Annotated in this window: 20 protein-coding genes; 15 read left to right on the forward strand and 5 right to left on the reverse strand. The window is 43.8% G+C overall.

Translation table 11 applies throughout. The features are described from left to right. Positions 1–171 precede the first annotated feature (171 nt). Complete coding sequence (locus NKT06_RS13695) at positions 172–3,912, forward strand: alpha-L-arabinofuranosidase C-terminal domain-containing protein (RefSeq protein WP_253435050.1); 3,741 nt, start codon at positions 172–174, stop codon at positions 3,910–3,912. Between the two features lie 155 nt (positions 3,913–4,067). Here the strand turns inward: NKT06_RS13695 and NKT06_RS13700 are convergent, their stop codons facing one another. Both NKT06_RS13700 and NKT06_RS13705 read right to left on the reverse strand, forming a co-directional pair. Next, positions 4,068–4,328: a hypothetical protein gene (locus NKT06_RS13700; RefSeq protein WP_253435052.1), complete on the reverse strand. Its 261-nt coding sequence runs from the start codon at positions 4,326–4,328 to the stop codon at positions 4,068–4,070. Between the two features lie 95 nt (positions 4,329–4,423). Further along, a complete protein-coding gene (locus tag NKT06_RS13705; protein ID WP_047842809.1) occupies positions 4,424–4,552 on the reverse strand; it encodes a DUF4023 family protein in 129 nt (42 codons plus the stop codon). A 204-nt stretch (positions 4,553–4,756) separates the two neighbouring features. Here NKT06_RS13705 and NKT06_RS13710 point away from each other — a divergent pair, with 204 nt between their 5' ends. The 4 genes from NKT06_RS13710 to NKT06_RS13725 all read left to right on the forward strand — a co-directional run bounded on the left by NKT06_RS13710 (position 4,757) and on the right by NKT06_RS13725 (position 8,220). Beyond that, positions 4,757–5,509: a TrmB family transcriptional regulator gene (locus tag NKT06_RS13710; RefSeq protein ID WP_253435054.1), complete on the forward strand. Its 753-nt coding sequence runs from the start codon at positions 4,757–4,759 to the stop codon at positions 5,507–5,509. A 122-nt stretch (positions 5,510–5,631) separates the two neighbouring features. Beyond that, positions 5,632–6,795, forward strand: a complete 1,164-nt coding sequence (locus NKT06_RS13715) for an MFS transporter (protein ID WP_253435057.1) — start codon at positions 5,632–5,634, stop codon at positions 6,793–6,795. A gap of 217 nt (positions 6,796–7,012) precedes the next feature. Further along, positions 7,013–7,579, forward strand: coding sequence for a sugar O-acetyltransferase (locus NKT06_RS13720; protein ID WP_253435059.1), 567 nt, complete (start codon positions 7,013–7,015; stop codon positions 7,577–7,579). A gap of 38 nt (positions 7,580–7,617) precedes the next feature. After that, the gene (locus NKT06_RS13725) at positions 7,618–8,220 is read left to right on the forward strand and encodes a sugar O-acetyltransferase (protein WP_253442547.1); all 603 of its coding nucleotides are present in this window, start codon (positions 7,618–7,620) and stop codon (positions 8,218–8,220) included. Positions 8,221–8,404: 184 nt separating this feature from the next. Here NKT06_RS13725 and NKT06_RS13730 read toward each other — a convergent pair whose 3' ends face one another. Then, positions 8,405–9,838, reverse strand: coding sequence for a glycoside hydrolase family 1 protein (locus NKT06_RS13730; protein WP_253435061.1), 1,434 nt, complete (start codon positions 9,836–9,838; stop codon positions 8,405–8,407). Between the two features lie 401 nt (positions 9,839–10,239). Between NKT06_RS13730 and NKT06_RS13735 the strand changes: the two genes are divergently transcribed. Both NKT06_RS13735 and NKT06_RS13740 read left to right on the forward strand, forming a co-directional pair. Continuing rightward, positions 10,240–11,208: a LacI family DNA-binding transcriptional regulator gene (locus tag NKT06_RS13735; protein WP_253435064.1), complete on the forward strand. Its 969-nt coding sequence runs from the start codon at positions 10,240–10,242 to the stop codon at positions 11,206–11,208. A 205-nt stretch (positions 11,209–11,413) separates the two neighbouring features. Further along, a complete protein-coding gene (locus NKT06_RS13740) occupies positions 11,414–11,707 on the forward strand; it encodes a DUF3817 domain-containing protein (protein WP_036608336.1) in 294 nt (97 codons plus the stop codon). Positions 11,708–11,783: 76 nt separating this feature from the next. Here NKT06_RS13740 and NKT06_RS13745 read toward each other — a convergent pair whose 3' ends face one another. Next, complete coding sequence (locus NKT06_RS13745) at positions 11,784–11,921, reverse strand: hypothetical protein (protein WP_179198532.1); 138 nt, start codon at positions 11,919–11,921, stop codon at positions 11,784–11,786. Between the two features lie 280 nt (positions 11,922–12,201). Here NKT06_RS13745 and NKT06_RS13750 point away from each other — a divergent pair, with 280 nt between their 5' ends. From NKT06_RS13750 to NKT06_RS13775, 6 genes are all read left to right on the forward strand, one after another. Further along, entirely contained in the window at positions 12,202–12,546 is a 345-nt protein-coding gene (locus NKT06_RS13750; RefSeq protein WP_253435067.1) for a thioredoxin family protein, read from the forward strand. A 181-nt stretch (positions 12,547–12,727) separates the two neighbouring features. Next, on the forward strand, positions 12,728–13,750 hold the full coding sequence (locus NKT06_RS13755) for a LacI family DNA-binding transcriptional regulator (protein WP_253435069.1): 1,023 nt from the start codon (positions 12,728–12,730) through the stop codon (positions 13,748–13,750). A 115-nt stretch (positions 13,751–13,865) separates the two neighbouring features. Beyond that, positions 13,866–14,855, forward strand: a complete 990-nt coding sequence (locus tag NKT06_RS13760) for an ABC transporter permease (RefSeq protein ID WP_253435072.1) — start codon at positions 13,866–13,868, stop codon at positions 14,853–14,855. A gap of 15 nt (positions 14,856–14,870) precedes the next feature. Further along, positions 14,871–15,758, forward strand: coding sequence for a carbohydrate ABC transporter permease (locus NKT06_RS13765; protein ID WP_017688674.1), 888 nt, complete (start codon positions 14,871–14,873; stop codon positions 15,756–15,758). A 37-nt stretch (positions 15,759–15,795) separates the two neighbouring features. After that, positions 15,796–17,439, forward strand: coding sequence for a type 2 periplasmic-binding domain-containing protein (locus NKT06_RS13770; protein ID WP_253435075.1), 1,644 nt, complete (start codon positions 15,796–15,798; stop codon positions 17,437–17,439). A 22-nt stretch (positions 17,440–17,461) separates the two neighbouring features. Then, a complete protein-coding gene (locus NKT06_RS13775; RefSeq protein ID WP_253435078.1) occupies positions 17,462–18,808 on the forward strand; it encodes a glycoside hydrolase family 30 protein in 1,347 nt (448 codons plus the stop codon). A gap of 113 nt (positions 18,809–18,921) precedes the next feature. On the opposite strand, the gene NKT06_RS13780 is transcribed toward NKT06_RS13775, so the two are convergent. Beyond that, positions 18,922–19,320, reverse strand: coding sequence for a hypothetical protein (locus tag NKT06_RS13780; protein ID WP_253435080.1), 399 nt, complete (start codon positions 19,318–19,320; stop codon positions 18,922–18,924). Positions 19,321–19,538: 218 nt separating this feature from the next. On the opposite strand from NKT06_RS13780, the gene NKT06_RS13785 reads away from it, so the two are divergent. Both NKT06_RS13785 and NKT06_RS13790 read left to right on the forward strand, forming a co-directional pair. Further along, positions 19,539–20,630: a CgeB family protein gene (locus NKT06_RS13785; RefSeq protein ID WP_253435082.1), complete on the forward strand. Its 1,092-nt coding sequence runs from the start codon at positions 19,539–19,541 to the stop codon at positions 20,628–20,630. A 58-nt stretch (positions 20,631–20,688) separates the two neighbouring features. After that, a complete protein-coding gene (locus NKT06_RS13790; protein WP_253435085.1) occupies positions 20,689–21,759 on the forward strand; it encodes a glycosyltransferase WbsX family protein in 1,071 nt (356 codons plus the stop codon). The last annotated feature ends 13 nt before the right edge of the window (positions 21,760–21,772 follow it).

Consider the following 21,772-nt stretch of genomic DNA (forward strand, 5'->3'; position numbering starts at 1 on the left):
ATATAAACATAAATAAAACAGCAGTCATTCTCAAATTTAGGATTGAAATTGGTCTCTGTAATGCGATAGTATTACGTTTAGATTATGTATTTAAATATTTATCAATCATTTTATGCTTATGCGAATCAAAAGCAAGAGAAGACAATTGCAAATTACATAGGAGGTTAGCACATGACTTCGTATCAAAACCAATTAATCGCACGGTACACGTTCGAAGATGCTGTTCAGATCGGTAAAGACAACTCTGGAAACGGGCATGATAGTTTGCCAAAAGGCGAGTTACCCCCTGTAATATCCGAGTTGAAAGGCAGATCGGCTGTAACTTTTAGCGGGGGAGTGAATGGAACTTCTTATCTGCAGTTACCTTCGGATCTACTTCGGAATGTAAGCGATAACACAGGAATCACGATTGCCACTTGGGTGTTTCTGGGCAAAGGCTCGAATGTGTGGGAACGCATTTTTGACTTTGGCAAGGGGGAGAAGGGACCGTATATGTTTTTGACGCGTCAGCTCCTGGGTACGTTATATGCCGGAGATAATCTGGTTGTTCACCCAAGTGGGGGAGTTGCAAGCGGTGAATGGATGCATATTGCACTCTCCGTGGCAGGCAGCCAAGGGGGGACGCTCAGCAGTGCAGGTCCAATTGTGTATGTGAACGGAGAGAAGGCCGCAGACGGTTCGATCAGTCAGACGTCCAGTGGCAATTATGCCAAACTGCGTAAATGGTTTGATACGTTCAAGGACCCTGAGAATTATAACCAGAATTATATTGGACGCTCCCAATACGCAGCTGATGTGGATTTTGCAGGTTCGTTGTCCGACTTTCGGATCTATGGGGCAGCACTCACCACGGATCAGGTGATTGAAGTGATGTGTGAATCACTGACAGATGAAGCGATTGTGAAGCTTGCGGCAGACAAGTATTTGTCTTTCCCCAACCGAATTATCACCAGAGATGTGTCACTGCCCGCACATTTGCTGGGTGATAAAGTGACGGTTCAGTGGGGTTCCAGTAATCCGGAAGTCCTGTCTGAGAATGGAGAGGTTCAGGCAATCACATCAGCACAAGAGGTTACGCTCCGTGCGCTTCTGAACAGAGGTGATAGTAAGCTGAGCCAAAGCTTTGATGTGTCTGTTGTGCCGGCGCACCTCCCACCTTACACGGTCACCATCCATGGAGATCAGAAAGTGGCTGACATCAGTGAAGTGATGTATGGTTTGTTCTATGAGGATATTAATAACGCCGCAGATGGGGGGATCTATGCGGAGCTTGTCCAGAATCGATCATTTGAATCTTTTGCATTTGATACATATTCACATGATTCGGGGGAATGTGGTTGTTCGACAGGTCGAAATCGTGAACCTTTGTTTGCCTGGTCAGGTGATACCGAGAAGATGCTCGTGCAGCATACGGAGGGATTGAACGCTCACTTTAACGTGCAAGATCCTGAAATAAATGCTTATTATGTAACAGTTCAGGATGGGGCAACGATTCGAAATCGTGGATTCTCAGACTCCAACCAGCATTGTGCCATGTCCATCAAGCAGGGTGAGGCGTATGATTTTACCGTATGGGCAAAAGCAGATTCGGCAGGAACGATCACTGTCCAATTGCAGGATAGAGAAGACACTTCCATCAGTGATTCGGTAACGTTACATGTTGAAGGCGGGAACACATGGAAGAAATACGGCTTGTCCCTTACCGGAACGGAGACTGTACTTGGTCAACTGGTACTTACGTTTGCAGGTGACATCTCCGTCGATATGGTGTCCTTAGTGCCTCAGAATGTATGGGGAGCTGATCCGACAGAAGAAGGAATATCCGCTACAGCACATGCCAACTACACAGGTAATCCGAACTATCGATTGAGAAAAGATCTAATTCAGGCTCTCGCAGATCTGCATCCAAAGTTCCTGCGTTTTCCGGGAGGATGTATCTCCGAAGGGTCCTTTATATGGGACAACGTATACGATTGGAAGGATTCTGTGGGACCCGTTGAGCTGCGCAAAGAGAATTATAATGTCTGGGGTTACATGATGACGATGGGGCTTGGTTATATGGAATACTTCCAGTTGGCGGAAGATCTGAATGCTGCTCCGGTTCCAGTCATGGCTTGCGGTGTGTTATGTCAGGCACGCTCGGATTATGCTCACCCTGCGGGTGGCGCATTAAGGGATTATTACATCCGCAACTTCACAGACCTGATCGACTTTGCGCTCAGTACAGATGTTGAACACAACGAATGGGCGGCGGTACGAAGCCAGATGGGGCATCCTGAACCGTTCGATCTTCGTTATCTGGGCGTAGGTAATGAGAACTGGGGCACTGAGTTTTTTGCCAATTTCGAAGTATTCAAACGTTCGATAGATGAGTATATGAAACGGAACTACCCTGATCATGAGTTGCACATTATCTCGACGGTTGGTGCTCAAGCGGATGATGATGCGTACCAGGAAGGATGGAAATTCCTAAGCGGAAATCTCACCGGATCAGCTCAAGTTGCTTTTGCAGATGGCACAGAGGTCATTGAGGAGACCGTAATCTGGTATGAGAATCAGGACAATTACATGGACACCATCGCAGATGAGCACTACTATCGATCCAATGAATATTTGCTGAATAACGTGGATCGTTACAACTACTATGACCGGGCCTATCATGAAGACGGAAGTGTCCATTGGAAAGAAACATCCAAAGTATTTGTGGGAGAGTATGCTTCCACGGACAAAAATACGCTGGCAGGTGCGGTTGCGGAAGCTGCGATCATGACCGGATTTGAAAATAATGCGGATGTTGTTCGCCTGGCTGCCTATGCGCCATTGTTCAACAAAGTACTAACGGACGGTACCTACCGCTGGACGCCGGACTGCATCTGGTTTGATGATGAAACGGTGTGGTACACACCGAATTATTATGTGCAGCAGCTTTTTGCAAAGTATATAGGGGATCAGGTACTTGAGACTTCGTTCTCTACATACAGCAAAGGCAAACCGCTGAATCTCATTCCGCGTGGCGGCATCGAGATTGCGACAGGGAATGCAGACATCGTGGTGAAACGAGTCACCGTCACGTCCAATGTGGATGGAACGATACTGCTAGATGAAGATTTCAGGGAACGTACAGAGCCTAGTGAGGCATGGAACCAGATTCCCGGATCGGTAGGATACACGTTAACCGAAGGGAAAGGACTCATTTTGAAGGCACAATCAAGTGGATTGAATGGATTGTATCTGCTGAATGACGAATGGACCAACTACAAGGTGCAGGTTGAGGCGGAGAGAATTTCGGGTGAGGATGGTTTTTACATCGGCGTGGGATTGACGGATATCTCACCCGAGAACAAGGATGTCATCGAGTACGCAATCAGTTACGGCGGGAACGCAACAGGCGTGAAGGTCTATAAAAAAGGAATTGAGGGTTATACACTGGGAGACTATTCATCCAGTTCGGCAGCAGGTAACCTGAGAGCGGCCAATTATGAACCACTCGAGAATGGGACTGATTATACGATTACGGTTAACTATGGTGGGGATACAGGAAAGAATCTGATCTGCTCGTATACGGATGGGCGCAATCCTAGCAAAGTTCTGGATTACAAGCTGGAAGCCTACAACCGGGAAGTATTTCACTCCGTTACGAAGGACGCACGGCATGTGTATGTGAAACTGGTCAATGCAGATGATGTGGATAAATCAACCCGGATTTGCCTTCAGGATCTGAAGGTGGAAGCTTCAGCCAGACTGATCTCGCTTACTGGAGAAGATCATTTGGTGCATATTCCGAATGTGAATCAGAAGAATGATGAGAAAGTGGTTCCCCAAGAACAGGAGATTACACTGTCCGATACATCGGTGGTGGTTAACTTAACAGCTCATTCAGTAAATGTATTAGTTATGGATATTCTGAATTAAATGCATATGGTGAACAAAAGACCGATCACACAGGAAGTGAATGAAACGAAAACGATCGCTGCTAACCAATAGAATGTTTGATTCATATTATCCAAGAATGGAACATGAAAAATGGTGCGCTCCTTAAAGGGAGGCACCATTTTTTTTGCTTCCAATTATTTGCGTTTCAATAACAGAACTCCACTGATGGTTGACGTTTTCTGGCGGTATACCACTTTGAATCCAATATCGTTGTCCAGCAAACAGTTTAAGGCATTAATCAATAATGCGCCGGGAACCAATGTAAATGTACACGGAGACGTGTTGCCAATCACACGTACACTTTGGATTCTGCGAGCAGAACCAGGCACGAGCGGATTTCTGGACCAGTAGATTAATACCAGATCCGGTTGTGGAACAGCATTGACACGAGCCATACTAATCATCTCTTTTCTATTAAAGGTTCTTAATAGTAGATGAAAAGTAGAGGAAAGGGTGCTAGACGGAAGTCATGCTGTTCAATAATTAGACTCTACTTATTCGTAGAATGCTGCTTCGATGGTAACTTGTCCCCTGGTGTTCCCTTGCCGTTGTTTTTATTGTGACGCGCTTTCTCGGCATTTTCGTTAACTTTCTTCACAAAATCTTGCGTGCTTTCCATTGAAAATTACAGCTCCTTCCACAAGCAAAATGTGTATTCCGATCCTTAATATAACCACTGGAAAGTGATTTTATTTTGGGGACATCGCTAAATTTATTTTTGATTCAACATTCCCATGTCAGTTGGGACATACTGGACATGGGAAGTATAGCCGTCTAAACTAGATAGACCAGACATAATAAGAAGGGATGCGCCGATTCAAATATGTTGCAGAAATTCGGTTTTACACAATATGAGAGCCAGGTATACGAGGCTATATTTGCACAAGATGAACCGCTTGATGCCACATCCATTGTTAATTATTCCAACGTTCCCAAAGCCAAAATATATGAGGTACTCAATCGGCTGATCGACAAGGGAACGGTGCTGACAACGATGGATGGAAAAAAGAAATTATATATGGCCGTGGATATTCAGTCCATTATTCATAAGATCAAGGCTGATTTTGATAAAGATATTGAGGAACTGAAGAGTTACAAAATCAAACGTACATTCACGGATGAACATATCTGGACGTTAAAAGATGAATCATCCATTGGATCTAACATTGAACAACTTATCGAGGAAGCGGAAGCATCGATTCTTTTTCTGGCATGGAATGAGCGAATGGAGAAATATCGGGAACTGCTGGAACAGAAGGAAAAGCAGGGAGTGTATGTTGAAGTGTTAGCCGTTGGGGGCATGGAGACCTCCTTAACTCGGAAATACTCGTTGATTCCATTACTTGACGCGCCGGAGCCATCACAACTGCTCATTGTGGATCATGCTTATCTGTTGTTTGCCGGTGTGGAACACGATTCATGGCGAGCCATCAAGACGATGTCCAAACCGATTGTTAAAGCGATGACTGATTATTTCTACCATGATGTTGCGCTTACTCAAATTACCAAAAAATACGGGGACCAGCTGTTACAGGATGCGGAGATTGAGCGACTGCTTACCAGGTTGATCTATTAAAACTATTCTCTTGGAGAATAGTTTTTTTGTTATATCTTTGTTTGAAAAATAATGAAAATAACTATTGAAACTTTCATTCTTATGGGTTACTATCGTAGTTGTAACTTTCGAGGAGGATTCACATGAATAAGAAAGTATATGTGCTTGCTATCGCAGCATTTGTGGTCGGAACCGTTGAACTGATCTTGGGCGGCATTCTGGACCTGATTGCTACGGATCTTCATCTTTCCCTGGCGAAAGCCGGGTATTTAATTTCTATTTTCTCCCTTGTCTATGCGTTGTCTGCGCCAATTTTATTAAATATGACGGCCAGATTCGAGCGTAAAAAAGTATATATGTGTACGCTGTTTGTATTTCTGATCAGTAATCTGATCTCTGCATTCAGTACCAGCTTTTATATGCTTATGGCGGGTAGAGCACTCGGAGCAGCCACTGGCTCACTTATTTTTGTGCTCTCCCTGACCCTTGCCGCCCGCATTGTGGAACCACAGTATAAAGGACGCGCGGTGGGGACCATTACCATGGGAGGCAGTGCTTCACTGATCCTGGGTGTACCACTTGGTATCTTTGTCGGAAACTTGGCTGGCTGGCGTGAAGTGTTTATGTTAATCGCTATTCTGACCGCAGTGGTTATGGTAGCTATCTGGATTGCGATGGATCGTGTGCAGCCGATCCCAGCTGTATCCCTGAAGAAACAGCTTACGGCGCTGTGGAATCCAAAAATGTTGGCAATCCATGCGACGACTTTGCTGGTGCTTGCGGGTCATTTGACTTTATATGCGTATTTCACACCATTTCTGCAAGAAACCCTGGGTGCCAGCGCGACGATGGTTACCTTTATCTATATGATGTTTGGGATCGCTGCTGTTGCAGGTGGAGGCATCGGGGGCATGTTATCCGATCGTCTGCATCCTGCTAAAGCGATAGTCATTGTGCTGATTCCCTTTATCGTGAGTATGGCTGTCATTCCGTTCAGTGTTCAATTACCTTTGATTGCCTTCTTGATATTGTTAAGCATCTGGAGTGCACTGAGCTGGACGGTTACGCCTGTACAGAATAGTCTCATTATCAAAACTTCGCCGGAAACAGCTGAAACACTAATCAGCACCAATTCCGGTATAGCACATGCAGGTATTGCACTCGGTACCTATATCGGTGGTATGGTGATCGATCATTCATCGATTCTGAACACCGGATGGGTCGGCTCTGTACTGATTTTGCTTGGCTTGGTGTCAGCCATCTATGCTATTAGCGTGAAGGAAAAAACCGTTCAGGCGGTTGCTTAGAATGAAGAAATTAGACAAAAAATTGAACCTCTGCATCCCCGTAGTCAATGGGGTGTAGAGGTTTTTTGCTACCTTACGAGATTGCGGGAGAGTAGTATCGACTATTTTCATATAGAGCAAGAGTTGTTTTATTCATCCTAATCTATATAATTAAAATAGTTTTAAAAAGTATTATTTAATGTTAAATTATATGATGTGTGCCAAGGGAGCGGTGATTATGACCACGAAGACGGAAAAACAAAAAATGCTGGATGGCGAACTGTACATGGCTTCTGATCTCGAATTGTCCCAGGGCAGAGAATATGCAAGAAGAATGACGCGGACATTTAATCAAACGATAGAAACTGACGGTGAGCTTCGAACCAAGTTACTGAAGGAATTGTTGGGATCTACAGGGGAACATTTGAGCATGGAACCTAATATTCATGTGGATTATGGATATAACATTCATGTAGGCAACCATTTTTATGCCAATTTTAACTGTACGATATTAGATGTGTGTGAAGTTCGTATTGGAGAGTATTGTTTAATGGGGCCTGATGTACATATCTATACGGCTACTCACCCACTCCATCCGCATGAACGCAATACGGGTGCAGAATATGGCAAGCCAGTCACGATTGGAAATAATGTATGGATCGGTGGTAGGGCCGTTATTAATCCAGGAGTTACTATAGGGGATAACGTCGTTATTGCTTCAGGCGCTGTGATTACGAAGGATGTTCCGGATAATATGATCGTGGGCGGCAATCCTGCCAGAATCATTAGAGAGATAGAGCTTTAACTTAATTAAGGGCAGAAGATGGGGAGTGCATCGACTTGATGACTGAAAAAGAGAAATCGCAATTAGGGCTACTATATAATGCCAATTATGATCAAGAGTTAATTGAAGAGCGTTTGTATGCCAAAGGACTTTGTTACGATTATAACCAGCTCCATCCAGGCAAGATCAATGAACGAGAAGCGTTCATTAAGAAACTGTTCGGGAAAACAACCGATCGTTTCCTGATTGAACAGCCATTTGTATGTGATTATGGTTATAATATTGAAATTGGTGAGAACTTCTATAGCAATCATAATATTGTCATGCTGGATGGAGGCAAAATTAGTTTTGGAGATAACGTTTTTGTGGCTCCAAATTGTGGGTTTTATACTGCAGGTCACCCTTTTGATGTGGAGCAGCGCAATGAAGGTCTGGAGATTGTTGGACCCATCACGGTAGGGAATAATGTGTGGATCGGTGGCGGTGTGACAGTTCTTGCTGGTGTGACGATTGGAGACAATACGATCATTGGAGCAGGGAGCGTAGTGACCAAGAGTATACCGTCTGGGGTGATTGCTGCGGGTAACCCTTGCAGGGTCATTCGCGAGATAACGGAAGAAGACAAAACAAAGTACAGCAGGGATGTAGTGAAGAACATATAGTAAAGAATATCCTAACAGCCAATGAGAATGCCCGATGTTTATCATTTAGCATCGGGTATTTTTAATAAAATCCCCCAGACAGTAAACATGCCAAGGTATCGTATATCCGACACTTTTTCATGTTATTTGCTGGGGGATAGATGGATGTATCTGTTACATTTGCTTAAACATTGCTTGAAAAACCTTAACGCTGCAAACTTTTCCCGTTACTGCTGATCACTTCTTTGTACCAATGGAAGGATTTTTTGCGGTAACGTTCGAGTGTTCCTGAACCATCGTCATGACGATCAACATAGATGTAACCATAACGTTTTTTCAATTGGGCAGAAGACGCACTGACCACATCAATGCAACCCCATGATGTATAACCCATAATTTCAACGCCATCTTCAATGGCTTCGCCAACCTGAACCAGATGATCATTCAGATACTGGATGCGGTAATCATCTTCGACTGTTTTCTCACCGTCAGCACCCGTGATTAACTCATCAACAGCGCCAAGACCATTTTCTACAATAAACAGTGGTTTCTGATAACGGTCATAGAACATGTTAAGCACATAACGCAAGCCTTGCGGGTCAATCTGCCATCCCCATTCACTTGCTGGCAGATAAGGGTTAGGTACGCCGCCAAGCAAGTTACCTTCACCTGCGATTTGTTTCTCCGGGTCTGCTGTCTGACAGATACTCATGTAATAACTGAAAGAGATAAAGTCTACTGTATTCAGCAACATTTCCTCGTCGCCAGCTTCCATCTGAATCTCAATTCCATTTTCCCGGAAGTAACGTTTCATATAACCAGGGTAGCGACCTCTTACATGCACATCACCGAAGAAATAGTTGCTATGTTCGAATTCCATGACTTTAATCATATCGTCTGGATTCGGTGTGAGCGGGTAGGTAGGCATACTGAGCATCATACAACCAATCTGTGCCGTAGGAATAATCTCATGACAGAGTTTCACAGCAGAAGCACTAGCTACGAATTCATGATGGATCGCCTGATACAGATCTTGCTTGCTAAGCTTCTCCTTTGGCGTGTAGATGCCTCCACTCATGAAGGGGGCTTCAAGAATCGAATTGATTTCGTTAAAAGTAAGCCAGTATTTTACTTTGTTTTTGTAACGTTTGAAGACAGTAGTTGCATAACGCTCGTAGAATCCAACCATTTTTCGGTTAACCCAGCCGTCGTATTCTTTGGACAAGTGAAGAGGTGTCTCATAGTGGGATAGCGTAACGAGTGGTTCGATCCCGTATTTGTGACACTCGTCAAACAGATCGTCGTAGAACTGCAGACCTTCTTCATTCGGCTCCAGCTCGTCCCCTTTTGGGAAAATCCGGGACCAGGCGATGGACGTACGGAATACTTTGAAGCCCATCTCGGCAAACAGTTTTACATCTTCCTTGTAACGATGATACAGATCGATACCGATCAGTTTCATGTTATCTTCGGTTGGTTCTTCCGTGATTGGCCCCATGATGCCTTTGGGAGCTACATCCTGAGTAGATAATCCTTTGCCGCCTTGATTGTATGCACCTTCAGCCTGGTTGGCTGCAATTGCGCCACCCCACAGGAAATTTTCCGGGAATTGATAGGTTTGATTTTGAGAGTTGCTCATGTGTATCGCTCCATTCATCAAATTTTATTTAAGAGGTTGTTCAAAAAGCACGCTTTTGATTACAAAAGATGCCTAACGGCATCATCAGCATCGAATATGGAATTCAGCCGAAATAAGTGTGGGCTTACGAAGTATGTTTCCTTCGGAAACATTGCGGTTGTTCACGTAGTTTTCCCTACGCTCTGCTACTCCATTTCTATCTTCATCCCATCTTCTCGGTACTGAAAACCGATCTTTTTGAACACGCACTTTAAGATGATTCATGTATGACATAAAAAAAGCTTAAACGTTGTAACGGGTTACACGTCAAGTTTTACTTTTGATCCCAATCTGAGGCATACTATTATTCTAAATAATATTGGTTGAACTTATATAGTTCGTTAGCAAGAAGGGAGTCTCCGATGTCCAAGTTTGATGAAATTATGAAGCGGTCCGGCTACTCAAAAGCGACAGTGTCACGCGTGATTAATCATTCTCCGCATGTTAGTGATGAAGCAAGACAGATCATAACGGATATTATGAAACAATTGAATTATATTCCCAACCGAAATGCGATATCGTTATCTACAGGGCAAACGAAGCAGATTGGAATTGTGACCTCTACCACAGGTGAGATCATTCTTACATTCATGAATCAATTCATTGATACAGCTATGGATTTTGGTTTTCAGACGATTATCTATACATCCCGTGGAGACCCGGAGATTGAATTGCAGGCGTTCGAAGATCTGCGCAGTAAACGAGTCGATGGGCTGGTTATTATTGCTTGTGTCAATGACCCTCGCAAATTGAAAGCATATTGTGAGTATGGGCCCATTGTCTCCTGGCAGCGAATGGGGAACGACGAGATTCCGTCTGTCGCGATGGATCAGGCAGAAGGGTATGAGTTAGCTCTGGAGCATCTGGTTTCGAGAGGATACACCCGAATTGCTAATGCATTTGGCAGGGCTGAAAGTTTGAATACCCAGAGCCGCCGTGAAGCCTATGAATCTTTTATGAAGAGCAAAGGGTTACCTGTGTGGTCTGAAGCGTATCAATATTCTGTATTCAGCTCCACAGATGGCGAAGAAGCGATGCGCAGAATGGCAGAGGGGCCAGAACTTCCACAAGCTGTATTATGTTCGAATGATTATGCAGCCATCGGCATTCTGAGTGAAGCACGCAGACGAAATATTCAGGTACCGGAACAACTCGCCATTGTGGGGTTTGATGATATTGAGCTTTCCCGTGTTCTCGGAATCACGACCATACACAATCCGATCGCAGAGCAAGCCACCCAAGCATTTCATCAATTATGGGCTGTATTGGGTAAAACAGAGTTGAAAACCGAGAAGCTGACATACCAGCTGATTGAGCGTGAGACGACTTGAATCCGTAAGACCTGATGTGGGAATCAGGTTTTATGGATTCAATAATTATTCAAATTTGAAGCATCTTCGAATTAACCTCATACGTTATACTTGAGATAAGCTTCAGAACAACATATCTGTACGGAAATGTGGCGGGAAGTTTTTGTATCATGTTACAAGTTACATATTTCACAAACGATTAGCGGGAAAGGTGAGAATGGACCTTATGAAAACAGTGACAGGCCGATTCAGAATTGCGGGCATATGGGAGGGTGTGTCATTACTTCTATTAATTTTTATTGCTATGCCTCTGAAATATTTTGCAGATATCTCTTCCGCTGTAGCCGTAATGGGCATGATTCATGGTATTTTGTTTCCTTTGTACCTTATTGCGCTCGTTCACTTGGCTCTGGTCAAAAAGTGGAAGATAACACGCTGGCTGATGGGTGGACTGGCCGGTCTTTTACCGTTTGGAACTTTTGTATTTGAATCTTATCTTCGAAAGAGAGATTGGAAATAAAATTAATATGAATGATAAAGCAGGCGACTAATTCAGATGTTATCCGAATTGTCGCCTGCTGGTTTCTGTACAAGTGCTACTTTACTGTACCCTGTTGACGATCGGATAACAGGCTAACTCCAATATCGCCAGAGGCATCCGATACAGGTGCATACGCCGAGAAGGAAGTAACAACAACCAGGGCAGTGAACAGAAATAAGAATGATTTTTTCATACCATAACCTCTTTCATATGGGGATATATTCCATTTTATTTTAACGCACATAGGCTATACTTGAAAAGAAAAATTTTAACTAGGGCGCGTCTGAAAACTCCGAAGGGCGCAGATTTTGCCGAATTTTCGTTCCAAGCAAGTAAATTTTCCGCAGGCTTGCCGGGGCACGTCAAGGGAAAGTGACGCAGCAGGGAGCGAAAAGGTGGTAAAAGATGCACTTCAGTGAGTTTTGAGACACGTCCTAAGCAAGCCATCGAATGACTGAAAGGATTGAGCTTCTGTGAAAGTTATTCATGATTTAACATCCATAGAAATGGTTGAAGAAGCTATTCAACAACATGAATTGGTTTTTTTGTATGTATCTCGTCCAGAGTGCAGTGTATGTCACGCTTTACTGCCCAAGATCAGGGCGCTGCTTGAACCTTATCCATCCATATATCTGGGTCACATTAATGCTAACGAAGTGGAAGAGGTCGCTTCCAAGTTTCTTATTTTTACCGTTCCAACAATGATCATGATTGTGGAGCAGAAGGAGTATATTCGAGCGGATCGTTTTGTGCGCATGGAACGTCTTGAAGAGCAGCTGCAACAGATTCACTCCATGTATATCCAAGATGAGGAATAGAAAGCGAAAGCTTCAGAATGGCGGCTCATACGTGAGCCGTTTTTTTTGCGCCCGCAGCAACATCTAACGATGTATAAAAGGACACGATGTATGAACTCAAAAATTAAAGTGTTGCCATGAAAACGGTTTTATGATAATTTAAACAATATAAAAACGTTTTTATAGCAAAGGAACAAAACTTATGGCAAAAATAACGATTAAAGATGTAGCAAGGGAAGCAGGCGTATCCATCTCTACAGTCTCCAACGCTTTAAATGGTGTAGATGTCTTGAACCCGGAGACAAAATCACATGTTCTCAAGGTGGCAGAGCGTTTAAATTATGTGCCTAATCTGAACGGCAAGCTTTTGAAGTCCGGTCAAACCAAAATGCTCGGTTTTTTCACTACAAGTGTATCGGGTCCGTATTTCTATAAGCTGGTCGAGTCGATGTCTCGCGAATGTGATCGTCTTGGGTATGGTTTGAATGTATTTGTGACCAAGGATAAACACGTTATTATGAGTAATATTCTGGGTCGGCGGGTGGATGGCGTCATTATCTACGAAGAACTTCGGATCGATGAACAAGATATTATCGCCATGGAGAAAGATAAGATCAAGGCTGTTTTTCTGGATCGGGTCTATCAGAGCGATACGATGGGAAGTGTCATTTTTGACTCGTATGTGGCTGCTTATGAAGCAACCAAGTATTTGATTGGGCTTGGGCACAAGAAAATTGCTTATATTTCGGGTGTGGACACGATGTTTGATAGTGTGCAACGTAGAGATGGCTATCTGGCTGCCCTACAAGAATACCAGCTTCCAATTGATGAAGATTACATTATACAGGGGTATTTTGAGGAGGATAGCACATATAGTGCTATAAAATCTTTTCTTCATTTGCATCCCGGCAAGCGGCCGGATGCATTTCTTGCAGGGAATGACTTGAGTGCAATTGGCTGTATACATGCGTTGAAGTCAGAGGGCTTTGAAGTGCCTCAAGATGTTAGTGTCGTGGGTTTCGACGATATTGATATCGCACAGTATTTTTCTCCACCGCTTACAACGGTAAGAAATCAGATTGCAAGACAGGGTATCCTGGCAATCAATCAACTTGTAGGCATGATCAAGGAGAAAGAACAAGGGGCAGCGCAAAAATTGGCGGGTGAACTGGTGGTTAGAGGTTCAAGTCATGTGAAGATTGACCGGAAAGACTATCGTACATAAGTTGACTCAGCTGTTTCTCCGGTCTTTTTTTACATAAATACAAACAAAGGGGGTTTTTATGGCGAAAAATAAAAACGTTTTTATAATGAATGCAAGGTGGAGGGGAGTAAAAAACGTGGATAAATTAGCCGTAGAAACTTCAACCGGTAAACATACGGTCGGTCCTAACGGAAAGAAGCCCATCGGGCAACGGATCAAAGAATTTGTAGTGGATTATCGAAGACAATGGGAGATTCAATCCATGATTATCCCTGGCATTATATTTATGATTATTTTCTGTTATATCCCGATTTACGGATTGACGATTGCCTTCAAAAATTACACGGTCATTGATACGCTGGCTACCGCTCCATGGGTAGGATTGGATAACTTCAGAATCATTTTGTCTGACAAATACTTCTGGGATGCAGTTGTGAATACACTGGGGATCAGCTTTTTGAAACTGGGTATCGGGTTCGTCATTCCGATTATTCTCGCGATCATGATCTATGAGTTAAACAGCGGACGCTTCAAAAAGTTTGTGCAAACGGTTTCATATCTACCTCACTTTTTGTCCTGGATCGTACTTGGGGGGATGCTGATCACCTGGTTTTCAACAACGGGCTTATTTAACCAGTTGTTGCTTAGTCTGGGAGTAATCTCGCAACCGCAGAACATTTTGCTGGATGCAGGCAAGTATTGGTGGATTGCTACCTTATCAGATATTTGGAAAGAGGCAGGCTGGGGAACGATTCTGTATCTGGCGATCATGGCAAAGATTGATCCTACGTATTATGAAGCTGCCAAAATCGATGGTGCAAGCCGTCTCAGACAGATATGGAATATCACTTTGCCTAATATGAGATCCATTATCAGCCTGAATCTGATTCTAACTGTAAGCGGTTTATTGGGGTCGAATCTGGATCAGACCCTGGTTCTCATGAACTCCCAAAACCGCGATAAAGCGGAAGTCATCAATTCGTACGTCTATCGTATGGGGATGTCTCAGGGTGACTTTTCATATGCAACGGCCGTTGGCTTGGGTGTCTCAATCATCTCTGTCATTCTGCTCGTCACGGCGAACAAAATTACTAGCAAATTAAATGATAATCAATCTGTGTTGTAGAAGGAGGCATCCCGCGTGAATGGAAAGGTGGCAAAAGAAGATCTCGATAGTCGGATCTTTGATACCTTAAATATGATTTTGTTAATCATCTGTACGATCGTTATCCTGGTTCCACTCTGGAATGTCATTATCTCTTCCTTTAGCTCAGGCAAGGCGCTCGCGGAAGGTGGATTCATCTTCTGGTCCCCGGAATTCTCGCTGGAGAATTACAGAGCGGTATTCAACGATCAGGGCATATGGCAGGCGTTCTTCATATCGGTGTCCAAAACAACGATTGGTGTTGTTACACATGTGTTCTTCTGTGCCATGGTTGGTTACGGTCTGAGCAAAAAGTACATAAGAGGCCGTAAATTATATGTTGCCATGGGTGTCATCACAATGTTCTTCTCCGGTGGCATGATCCCAACATATCTGTTAATCAAATCACTTGGATTGTTAAACAGCTTCTGGGTGTACATTATTCCGGCGTTATTCAGTTTCTATGATGTCGTGATTCTGATGAATTTCTTCCGAAATGTCCCGGATTCTCTGGAAGAATCGGCTAAGATTGACGGCGCAGGGGATTGGCATATTTTCCTGAAAATCTTCATTCCACTCTCCATGCCTGCTATGGCCACAATTGCACTATTTAATGGAGTAGGGCAATGGAACGACTTCATGACAACCAAGTTATACATTACGGATCAGTCACTGTATCCACTTCAGATGATGCTGTATGAGATTATCGTTCAGTCCCAGACCCAATCCATGCAAAATGTTGGAGGTTCGGCTGTGATCGAAACAACGACCAAAGGTGTGCAGTTGGCCACCATTGTCATTACAACACTCCCGATCGTGCTGATCTATCCCATTGTTCAGAGATACTTTATCTCGGGAATGATGCTGGGTGCGGTCAAGGAATAGAAGAAACAAATACCCCAATATGAGGAGGAACAAAAACATGTTGAAGTTGAAAAAGGCATCAGGCAAAAAAGGGATAAAATTGCTCGCAACACTGCTCACAGCCGTACTTATGATTACAGGTTGCAGTGGTGGATCGGGGGGCTCCAGTGAAGGGAATTGGGTATCCATTGAAGATCGGTATACGGTTGACCCGGAAAAGCCAGCTTGGCAATTGGATAAGAAGGAAGAAGCTACCGACCTGACGTGGTACGTCAATGCTGACTGGTGGAACACCGATTTTGGCAAGGACATTGTCACGAAGAAGATTAAAGAGGATCTGAACATCAATATTAAATTCATCACGGGTGATGATACCAAGTTAAACACCTTTTTCGCCGGCGGAGATATGCCTGACCTGCTAACCGTTTTTGACTCGAATTCTCCAGTGGTACAAAAAGCTGCTACCTGGGCTATGCCGCTGAACGATCTGGCGGAAAAATATGATCCTTATTTCAATAAAGTTGCGGCTGCCGATACATTGAACTGGTTTCAATTAGCGGATGGCAAAACCTATGGTTACCCGAACTATTCTAATACACAGGAGGATTATGATAGCGGTAACATTCCTGCAAAAACGGCATTTATCATTCGTAAGGATGTGTACGAAGCTTTGGGTAGTCCGGTCATTGGAACGCCAGAAGAATTCCAGAGTGTAATGAAACGAATTAAGCAAGAGTTCACTGCGCTGATTCCGTTTGGATTCAACTCCATTGGTGAAGGAACAGGTTCACTCGGGGATACGTTGCAAGATTTCATCGGTGTTCCGCTGGAAACTGAATCAGGAGAATTCTACGATCGTAATCTGGATGAAGATTACCTCACGTGGTTGAAAACATTGAACACCGTGTACAGAGACGGCAATATCAGTGATGACAGTTTTGCCGATGATGGAACCGCTTTTGAGGAAAAAGTAAAGTCCGGTAAATACGCGACCATGCTGCTTGACGGTACACCTCAACAAGGAGGAAACCTGCAAATTTACATGAGTGCCAACCCGGGCAAAGAATATGTTGCAATTGATGGTCCGCAGAGCACCAAAGGCAATGCCCCGACATTGAATCAATCCGGGATAACCGGGTGGATGATTAACTTCATCTCCAAGGATTGTAAAGATCCGGCCAAGGCCATTCAAATTTTCACATACTTATTAAGTGAAGAAGGCCAGACACTCATGAATTACGGAATCGAGGGGGAAACCTACCAAACCAAAGCTGACGGTAGTGTAGAATTGCTGCCAGCGGTGAAAGAGCTGCAACTCAATAACGCGGATCAGTTCAAAAAGGATTATCGGATGGGTGAGTTCATGTTCTTCGGTCATGACCGTCACAAAGCACTCAGTGCAGATGCATTTCCGGAAGCGATCAAACAGATGCAGGAATGGGGCAAAGGCAAGCTGAAACCACACTTTATTCTGGAAAATATTAGTCCGGATCAAGGTACACCTGAAGCTCGTGCGTTGTCAGCAATCAATACGAAATGGAATACAACGCTGGTCAGTATGGTACGGGCTAAGGATGATGCCTCGTATGACAACGCATTGGCTGCTTACAAGTCCTTCTTAGATGAAAACCGCTGGGAAGAGATTGTGAAGGTACGAAGTGAAAAGATGAAATTGAACAAAGAGAAACTAGGCATTCAATAATAGAAATATGAAGGAGAATCCTATGACTATACTAAAAATGTACAAATCAACAGGAGAAGATGAATGTTTTGTACCCGTATCCTCGGATCAATTGCAACCTCTTGCTCCTGATCTGGAGACAACGACCATTCTTCTGGATGATCAGCTAACGTATCAGGAGATGGACGGATTTGGTGCTTCTTTTACCGATTCTTCCGCCTATCTGATCAATCAAATCTTGAATGAGGAGCAGCGGGAAGAGGTCATGTCCCGCCTGTTCCATCCGGAGAAAGGTATTGGGCTCTCGGTCATTCGTAACCCGATGGGTGCTTCGGACTATGCAAGAACGGTATACAGTTATAACGATATGCCAGAACAGCAGACAGATCCAGAATTAACCCAATTCAGCATTGCACATGATGAAGGGGACGTTATTCCGTTAACGCAGAAGGCGTTGGCATTGAATCCTGAACTGAAACTGTTTGCTTCACCATGGAGTGCACCCGGCTGGATGAAAACGAGTGGATCGATGATTACCGGACAATTGAAGACGGAATGGTATCCTGTTTATGCCGAATATTTCGTGAAATACATTCAAGCGTATACAGAGCATGGATTACCGATCCATGCCATCACACCACAGAATGAGGCGCTTTATGAACCGGGGCATTATCCCGGTATGTTGATGCCAGCGGAAGCGCAAGCGGACTTTATCAAAAACCATCTCAAACCAGCCTTTGTGCAAAATGATATTCAAACCAAGATTCTCTGTTACGATCACAACTGGGATCAACCGGACTATCCCTTAACCGTACTTGAACAAGCGGGAGAGGAAGTAGATGGAGTAGCCTGGCATTGGTACGGGGGCGATGCTTCTGCTCAAACGAAGGTTTATGAAGCTTTTGCAGGTAAAGAAGTGCATTTCACTGAAGGTTCGGGTGGAGAGTGGATCCCGCCATTTGAGCAAGCCTTCTCGAATGTGATGCGAACGGGAATTCAGATTCTTCGCAATTACAGCAAGTCCTTTGTGCTTTGGAATATGGCACTTGATGAGAACAACGGGCCAACCGTTCCTGGTTTTGGCCGCAGTACGTGCCGTGGTATCGTGCAAGTGAATCAGCAAACCAAGGAGCTTACGTATACACTCGATTATTATGCCTTGGCACACTTTAGTGCCTTGATTCGTCCCAAGGCTGTTCGCATTGAATCAACGTCCAGTCATCATGGAATTTGTTCCGTGGCTTTCAAGAATGTAGACGGTTCTGTTGCATTAGTCCTCTTCAACGATGGGGAGGAAACAAGTAACGTACAGGTTAAGCTGCGTGACGATATATTGATGAAGTTCCAATTGGAAAGCAAGAGTGCCTTGTCTGTATTAATCAAAGATTGATAGATGGATGATGTTATAAATAGTCTCATCAGAAACAAAAGCAAAAGAAGCGATGTCCGGAGTGTACACGGATATCGCTTCTTTTGCTGACATTTACCTGTGGATGGATCACCTTATAAGGGTTGAATGGCAAGATTGGGCGTTCCACTACTCTCATCAACGAACAGAATATATTGATTGCCAGCGGTTCCTGTTAAGACCAGACCGGGTTGACCCGCAACACCAGGATTGTAATATCTGAACTGTTGTAGGGTTGGCAGAGATACTGGAAGAGCTGGCTGATTAAGTGCCATTAATTGTGTAGCAGCCTTGACGCTGTCTCCAGCTTGAATCACTCCGCCTACACCCAAATGATTAACAATCGAGGTGCTGGCATTGATTTGAAGGCTGCCTGTTATGGTCTGGCTACCATTGACGTTTAGATTGACACCAACGGTTTGATTACCATTAACTTGCAAATTCTGATTAATCGTCTGATTGCCGGTGACAAGGATGCTATCAAATGTTGGCAAAGATATCAACTCCTATATAGTGTTCATATATTCTATGAGGACAAGATTTGAACCGACCCGGGTGACCACACATTATATGTCTGGGATAAAGCCCGTTTTGCAATAAAGAGCCAGCGAAGCATTCAACAGAAGAAACCATGCCACGATTTCGTGCATATTGTAGGCAGAGAATGTTTTCGTACGGAACGGGAGGGTTTGCTATCCGAAAGAAGTCCAAAATGCAGGTTAAGTCCATCAAAAAGAATCGTTCAGTCCCTGATGCAAACCAGTTATTTCTGAGACAAATGCATGCAGTACTGAACAGAAAACTGAAATCCATGCGCAAACACATGGCAGTACAACAATTGGATCTTAAGCAGCAATGGTTGAAAATGATGCAGGAGGAGTATGCATCTAGCCGAGTAAAGTCCAAAGTGATCTATAAGGAGTTAAATGTGCTTCTGATTACACCGTGCAATGACCGGGAAATGTCATCACATTGTGTACTGATTGAACAGAGCCTTAAACATCTCGTGAGGCATGTAAATGAAATTAAATATATAGAATCCGTTTCAGCCATTCTGTCTACTAAGGAGTTTGACCTGATTCTGGTTGTTGGAAGTGATGAAAGTTTGCCGAATGACAATATCACTGCATTAAAAGCATCCGCCGCAAAAAAAGCAATCTGGTTATCTCCCAATCAAAATGTAAATCAAAGGGATGTTATTTTGCCGTGGTTTGATCACGTGTTTGTACAGAATTCATGGTCAATGAGTGACCATCAGAATCATCAGGGAGGCCCTGCTTCTAATGAGCTGTTAATGCCGCCTGATCCACATATATTCTGTCCGCAAACTGTTTCTCCGGAGTACGAATCGGATGTTTATATCATCGGTGATGCGGAACCGGATAGTATCCTAACGACCTTTTCCAAATCTGGTCTTCTGGATAACAAAAAAGTTCGGGTTGACGGGAAGGGTTGGGCACAAATCGGGGATTTTTATCCTGTTCATAGGAGTGAAGCTCGCCAGATGTTATATAACGGAAGCAAACTGGTTATTCATAGTGGCGAATCAATCAAAAACGTGATGGAAATTGCCGCATGCGGGACGTTTCAGCTCATAGGACCATCAGTGAATCAGAGCAACGTGATAGACCTTAGTAACTTTCATCAATTCAACTCCTGTGAGGAACTCATTCAGAAGTTTGAACATTACTGGCAGAGTATTGATGCAAGAAGACTGGCCGCTAGCCATGCCCTAGCATACATGAAATACAATCAATCCCATCTGCAAAAAACACTGCGACTGTTGGATATCATTTTTATATAACCATCAAGGATCACAGGAGTGTAAGCTGCATCATGTTGCTGCATTGGAGGCGTTCTGATTGAAGGTAATTGCTCTGCATCTACCCCAATTTCACCGGATTGAGGAGAATGACCGTTGGTGGGGGAAAGGTTTTACGGAATGGACCAATGTAAAAAAAGCCACGCCCTTATATTCGGGTCATCATCAGCCTAACCAGCCTTTTCAGGGGAAATATTATGATCTTTCCGATCCAGATGTACGAAAGTGGCAAGCGGAAACAGCCAATCATCATGGCATTTATGGATTTTGTTATTATCATTACTGGTTCAAAGGCAAGCGCCTGCTCGAAAAACCAGTGAATGAAATTTTGCATAGTGGGGAGCCTGATTTTCCATTTTGTTTGTCATGGGCCAATGAAACATGGACAAGAAAATGGGATGGCCAGGAATCGGATATTCTCATGGCCCAGAACTATGGAGATCGAGAGGATTGGGAAGACCATTTTAATTATCTGGTGAAGGTATTTAAGGACAAACGATATATTCGAGTGAAAGGTAAGCCGTTATTTCTGATCTATCGGCCAGCCAGCATTCCTCAGTGTGAGGAAATGATTCAGTTTTGGCGTGAATTGGCTTTGAAGCACGGCCTGAAAGGGATTCATTTTGTGCAGACCATTGGCGGATTCCCTACATTTAATCGGCAGATCTTTGATGCAAGTATGGAATTTGAACCGCATTATACGTTTGCACATGGACATATGAATGGAATCTGGATCGAAATGAATATCAAGGGCCAGCAGCATATTGCTGTGAATTATGACAAGGTATGGTCCTCCATTCTCGAACGAACACCACATCGTAACGGGGAAATGGTCTACCCAGGTGCTTTTGTCAATTGGGACAATACACCGCGTAGAGGCGTTGACGGCCAGAGTACGCTAGGGTCTACCCCAGAGAAGTTTGGGCTGTATCTATCAAGACAGATGGAGAGAGCGAGGACAGTGTACAAGAGTGAATATCTCTTTGTTAACGCTTGGAATGAATGGGCGGAAGGGGCATACCTTGAACCGGATCAGAACTATGGTTACGCATATTTAAGAGAACTCAAGAAAGTAATTCAGCACGAACGACTAAATAGAAACAGGTTATAGAAGGGAGCTCCAA

Origin of the sequence: Paenibacillus sp. 1781tsa1, assembly GCF_024159265.1 — a bacterium.
Classification (GTDB): domain Bacteria; phylum Bacillota; class Bacilli; order Paenibacillales; family Paenibacillaceae; genus Paenibacillus.

Bases quoted from the DNA above. Each gene is read 5' to 3' on its own strand.
- NKT06_RS13715 (WP_253435057.1), top strand. From the start codon at position 5,632: ATGAATAAGAAAGTATATGTGCTTGCTATCGCAGCATTTGTGGTCGGA.
- NKT06_RS13745 (WP_179198532.1), bottom strand. From the start codon at position 11,921: ATGAAAAAATCATTCTTATTTCTGTTCACTGCCCTGGTTGTTGTTACT.
- NKT06_RS13710 (WP_253435054.1), top strand. From the start codon at position 4,757: ATGTTGCAGAAATTCGGTTTTACACAATATGAGAGCCAGGTATACGAG.
- NKT06_RS13730 (WP_253435061.1), bottom strand. From the start codon at position 9,838: ATGAGCAACTCTCAAAATCAAACCTATCAATTCCCGGAAAATTTCCTG.
- NKT06_RS13775 (WP_253435078.1), top strand. From the start codon at position 17,462: ATGACTATACTAAAAATGTACAAATCAACAGGAGAAGATGAATGTTTT.
- NKT06_RS13770 (WP_253435075.1), top strand. From the start codon at position 15,796: ATGTTGAAGTTGAAAAAGGCATCAGGCAAAAAAGGGATAAAATTGCTC.
- NKT06_RS13785 (WP_253435082.1), top strand. From the start codon at position 19,539: ATGCAGGTTAAGTCCATCAAAAAGAATCGTTCAGTCCCTGATGCAAAC.
- NKT06_RS13755 (WP_253435069.1), top strand. From the start codon at position 12,728: ATGGCAAAAATAACGATTAAAGATGTAGCAAGGGAAGCAGGCGTATCC.
- NKT06_RS13720 (WP_253435059.1), top strand. From the start codon at position 7,013: ATGACCACGAAGACGGAAAAACAAAAAATGCTGGATGGCGAACTGTAC.
- NKT06_RS13700 (WP_253435052.1), bottom strand. From the start codon at position 4,328: ATGGCTCGTGTCAATGCTGTTCCACAACCGGATCTGGTATTAATCTAC.
- NKT06_RS13725 (WP_253442547.1), top strand. From the start codon at position 7,618: ATGACTGAAAAAGAGAAATCGCAATTAGGGCTACTATATAATGCCAAT.
- NKT06_RS13695 (WP_253435050.1), top strand. From the start codon at position 172: ATGACTTCGTATCAAAACCAATTAATCGCACGGTACACGTTCGAAGAT.
- NKT06_RS13735 (WP_253435064.1), top strand. From the start codon at position 10,240: ATGTCCAAGTTTGATGAAATTATGAAGCGGTCCGGCTACTCAAAAGCG.
- NKT06_RS13740 (WP_036608336.1), top strand. From the start codon at position 11,414: ATGAAAACAGTGACAGGCCGATTCAGAATTGCGGGCATATGGGAGGGT.
- NKT06_RS13705 (WP_047842809.1), bottom strand. From the start codon at position 4,552: ATGGAAAGCACGCAAGATTTTGTGAAGAAAGTTAACGAAAATGCCGAG.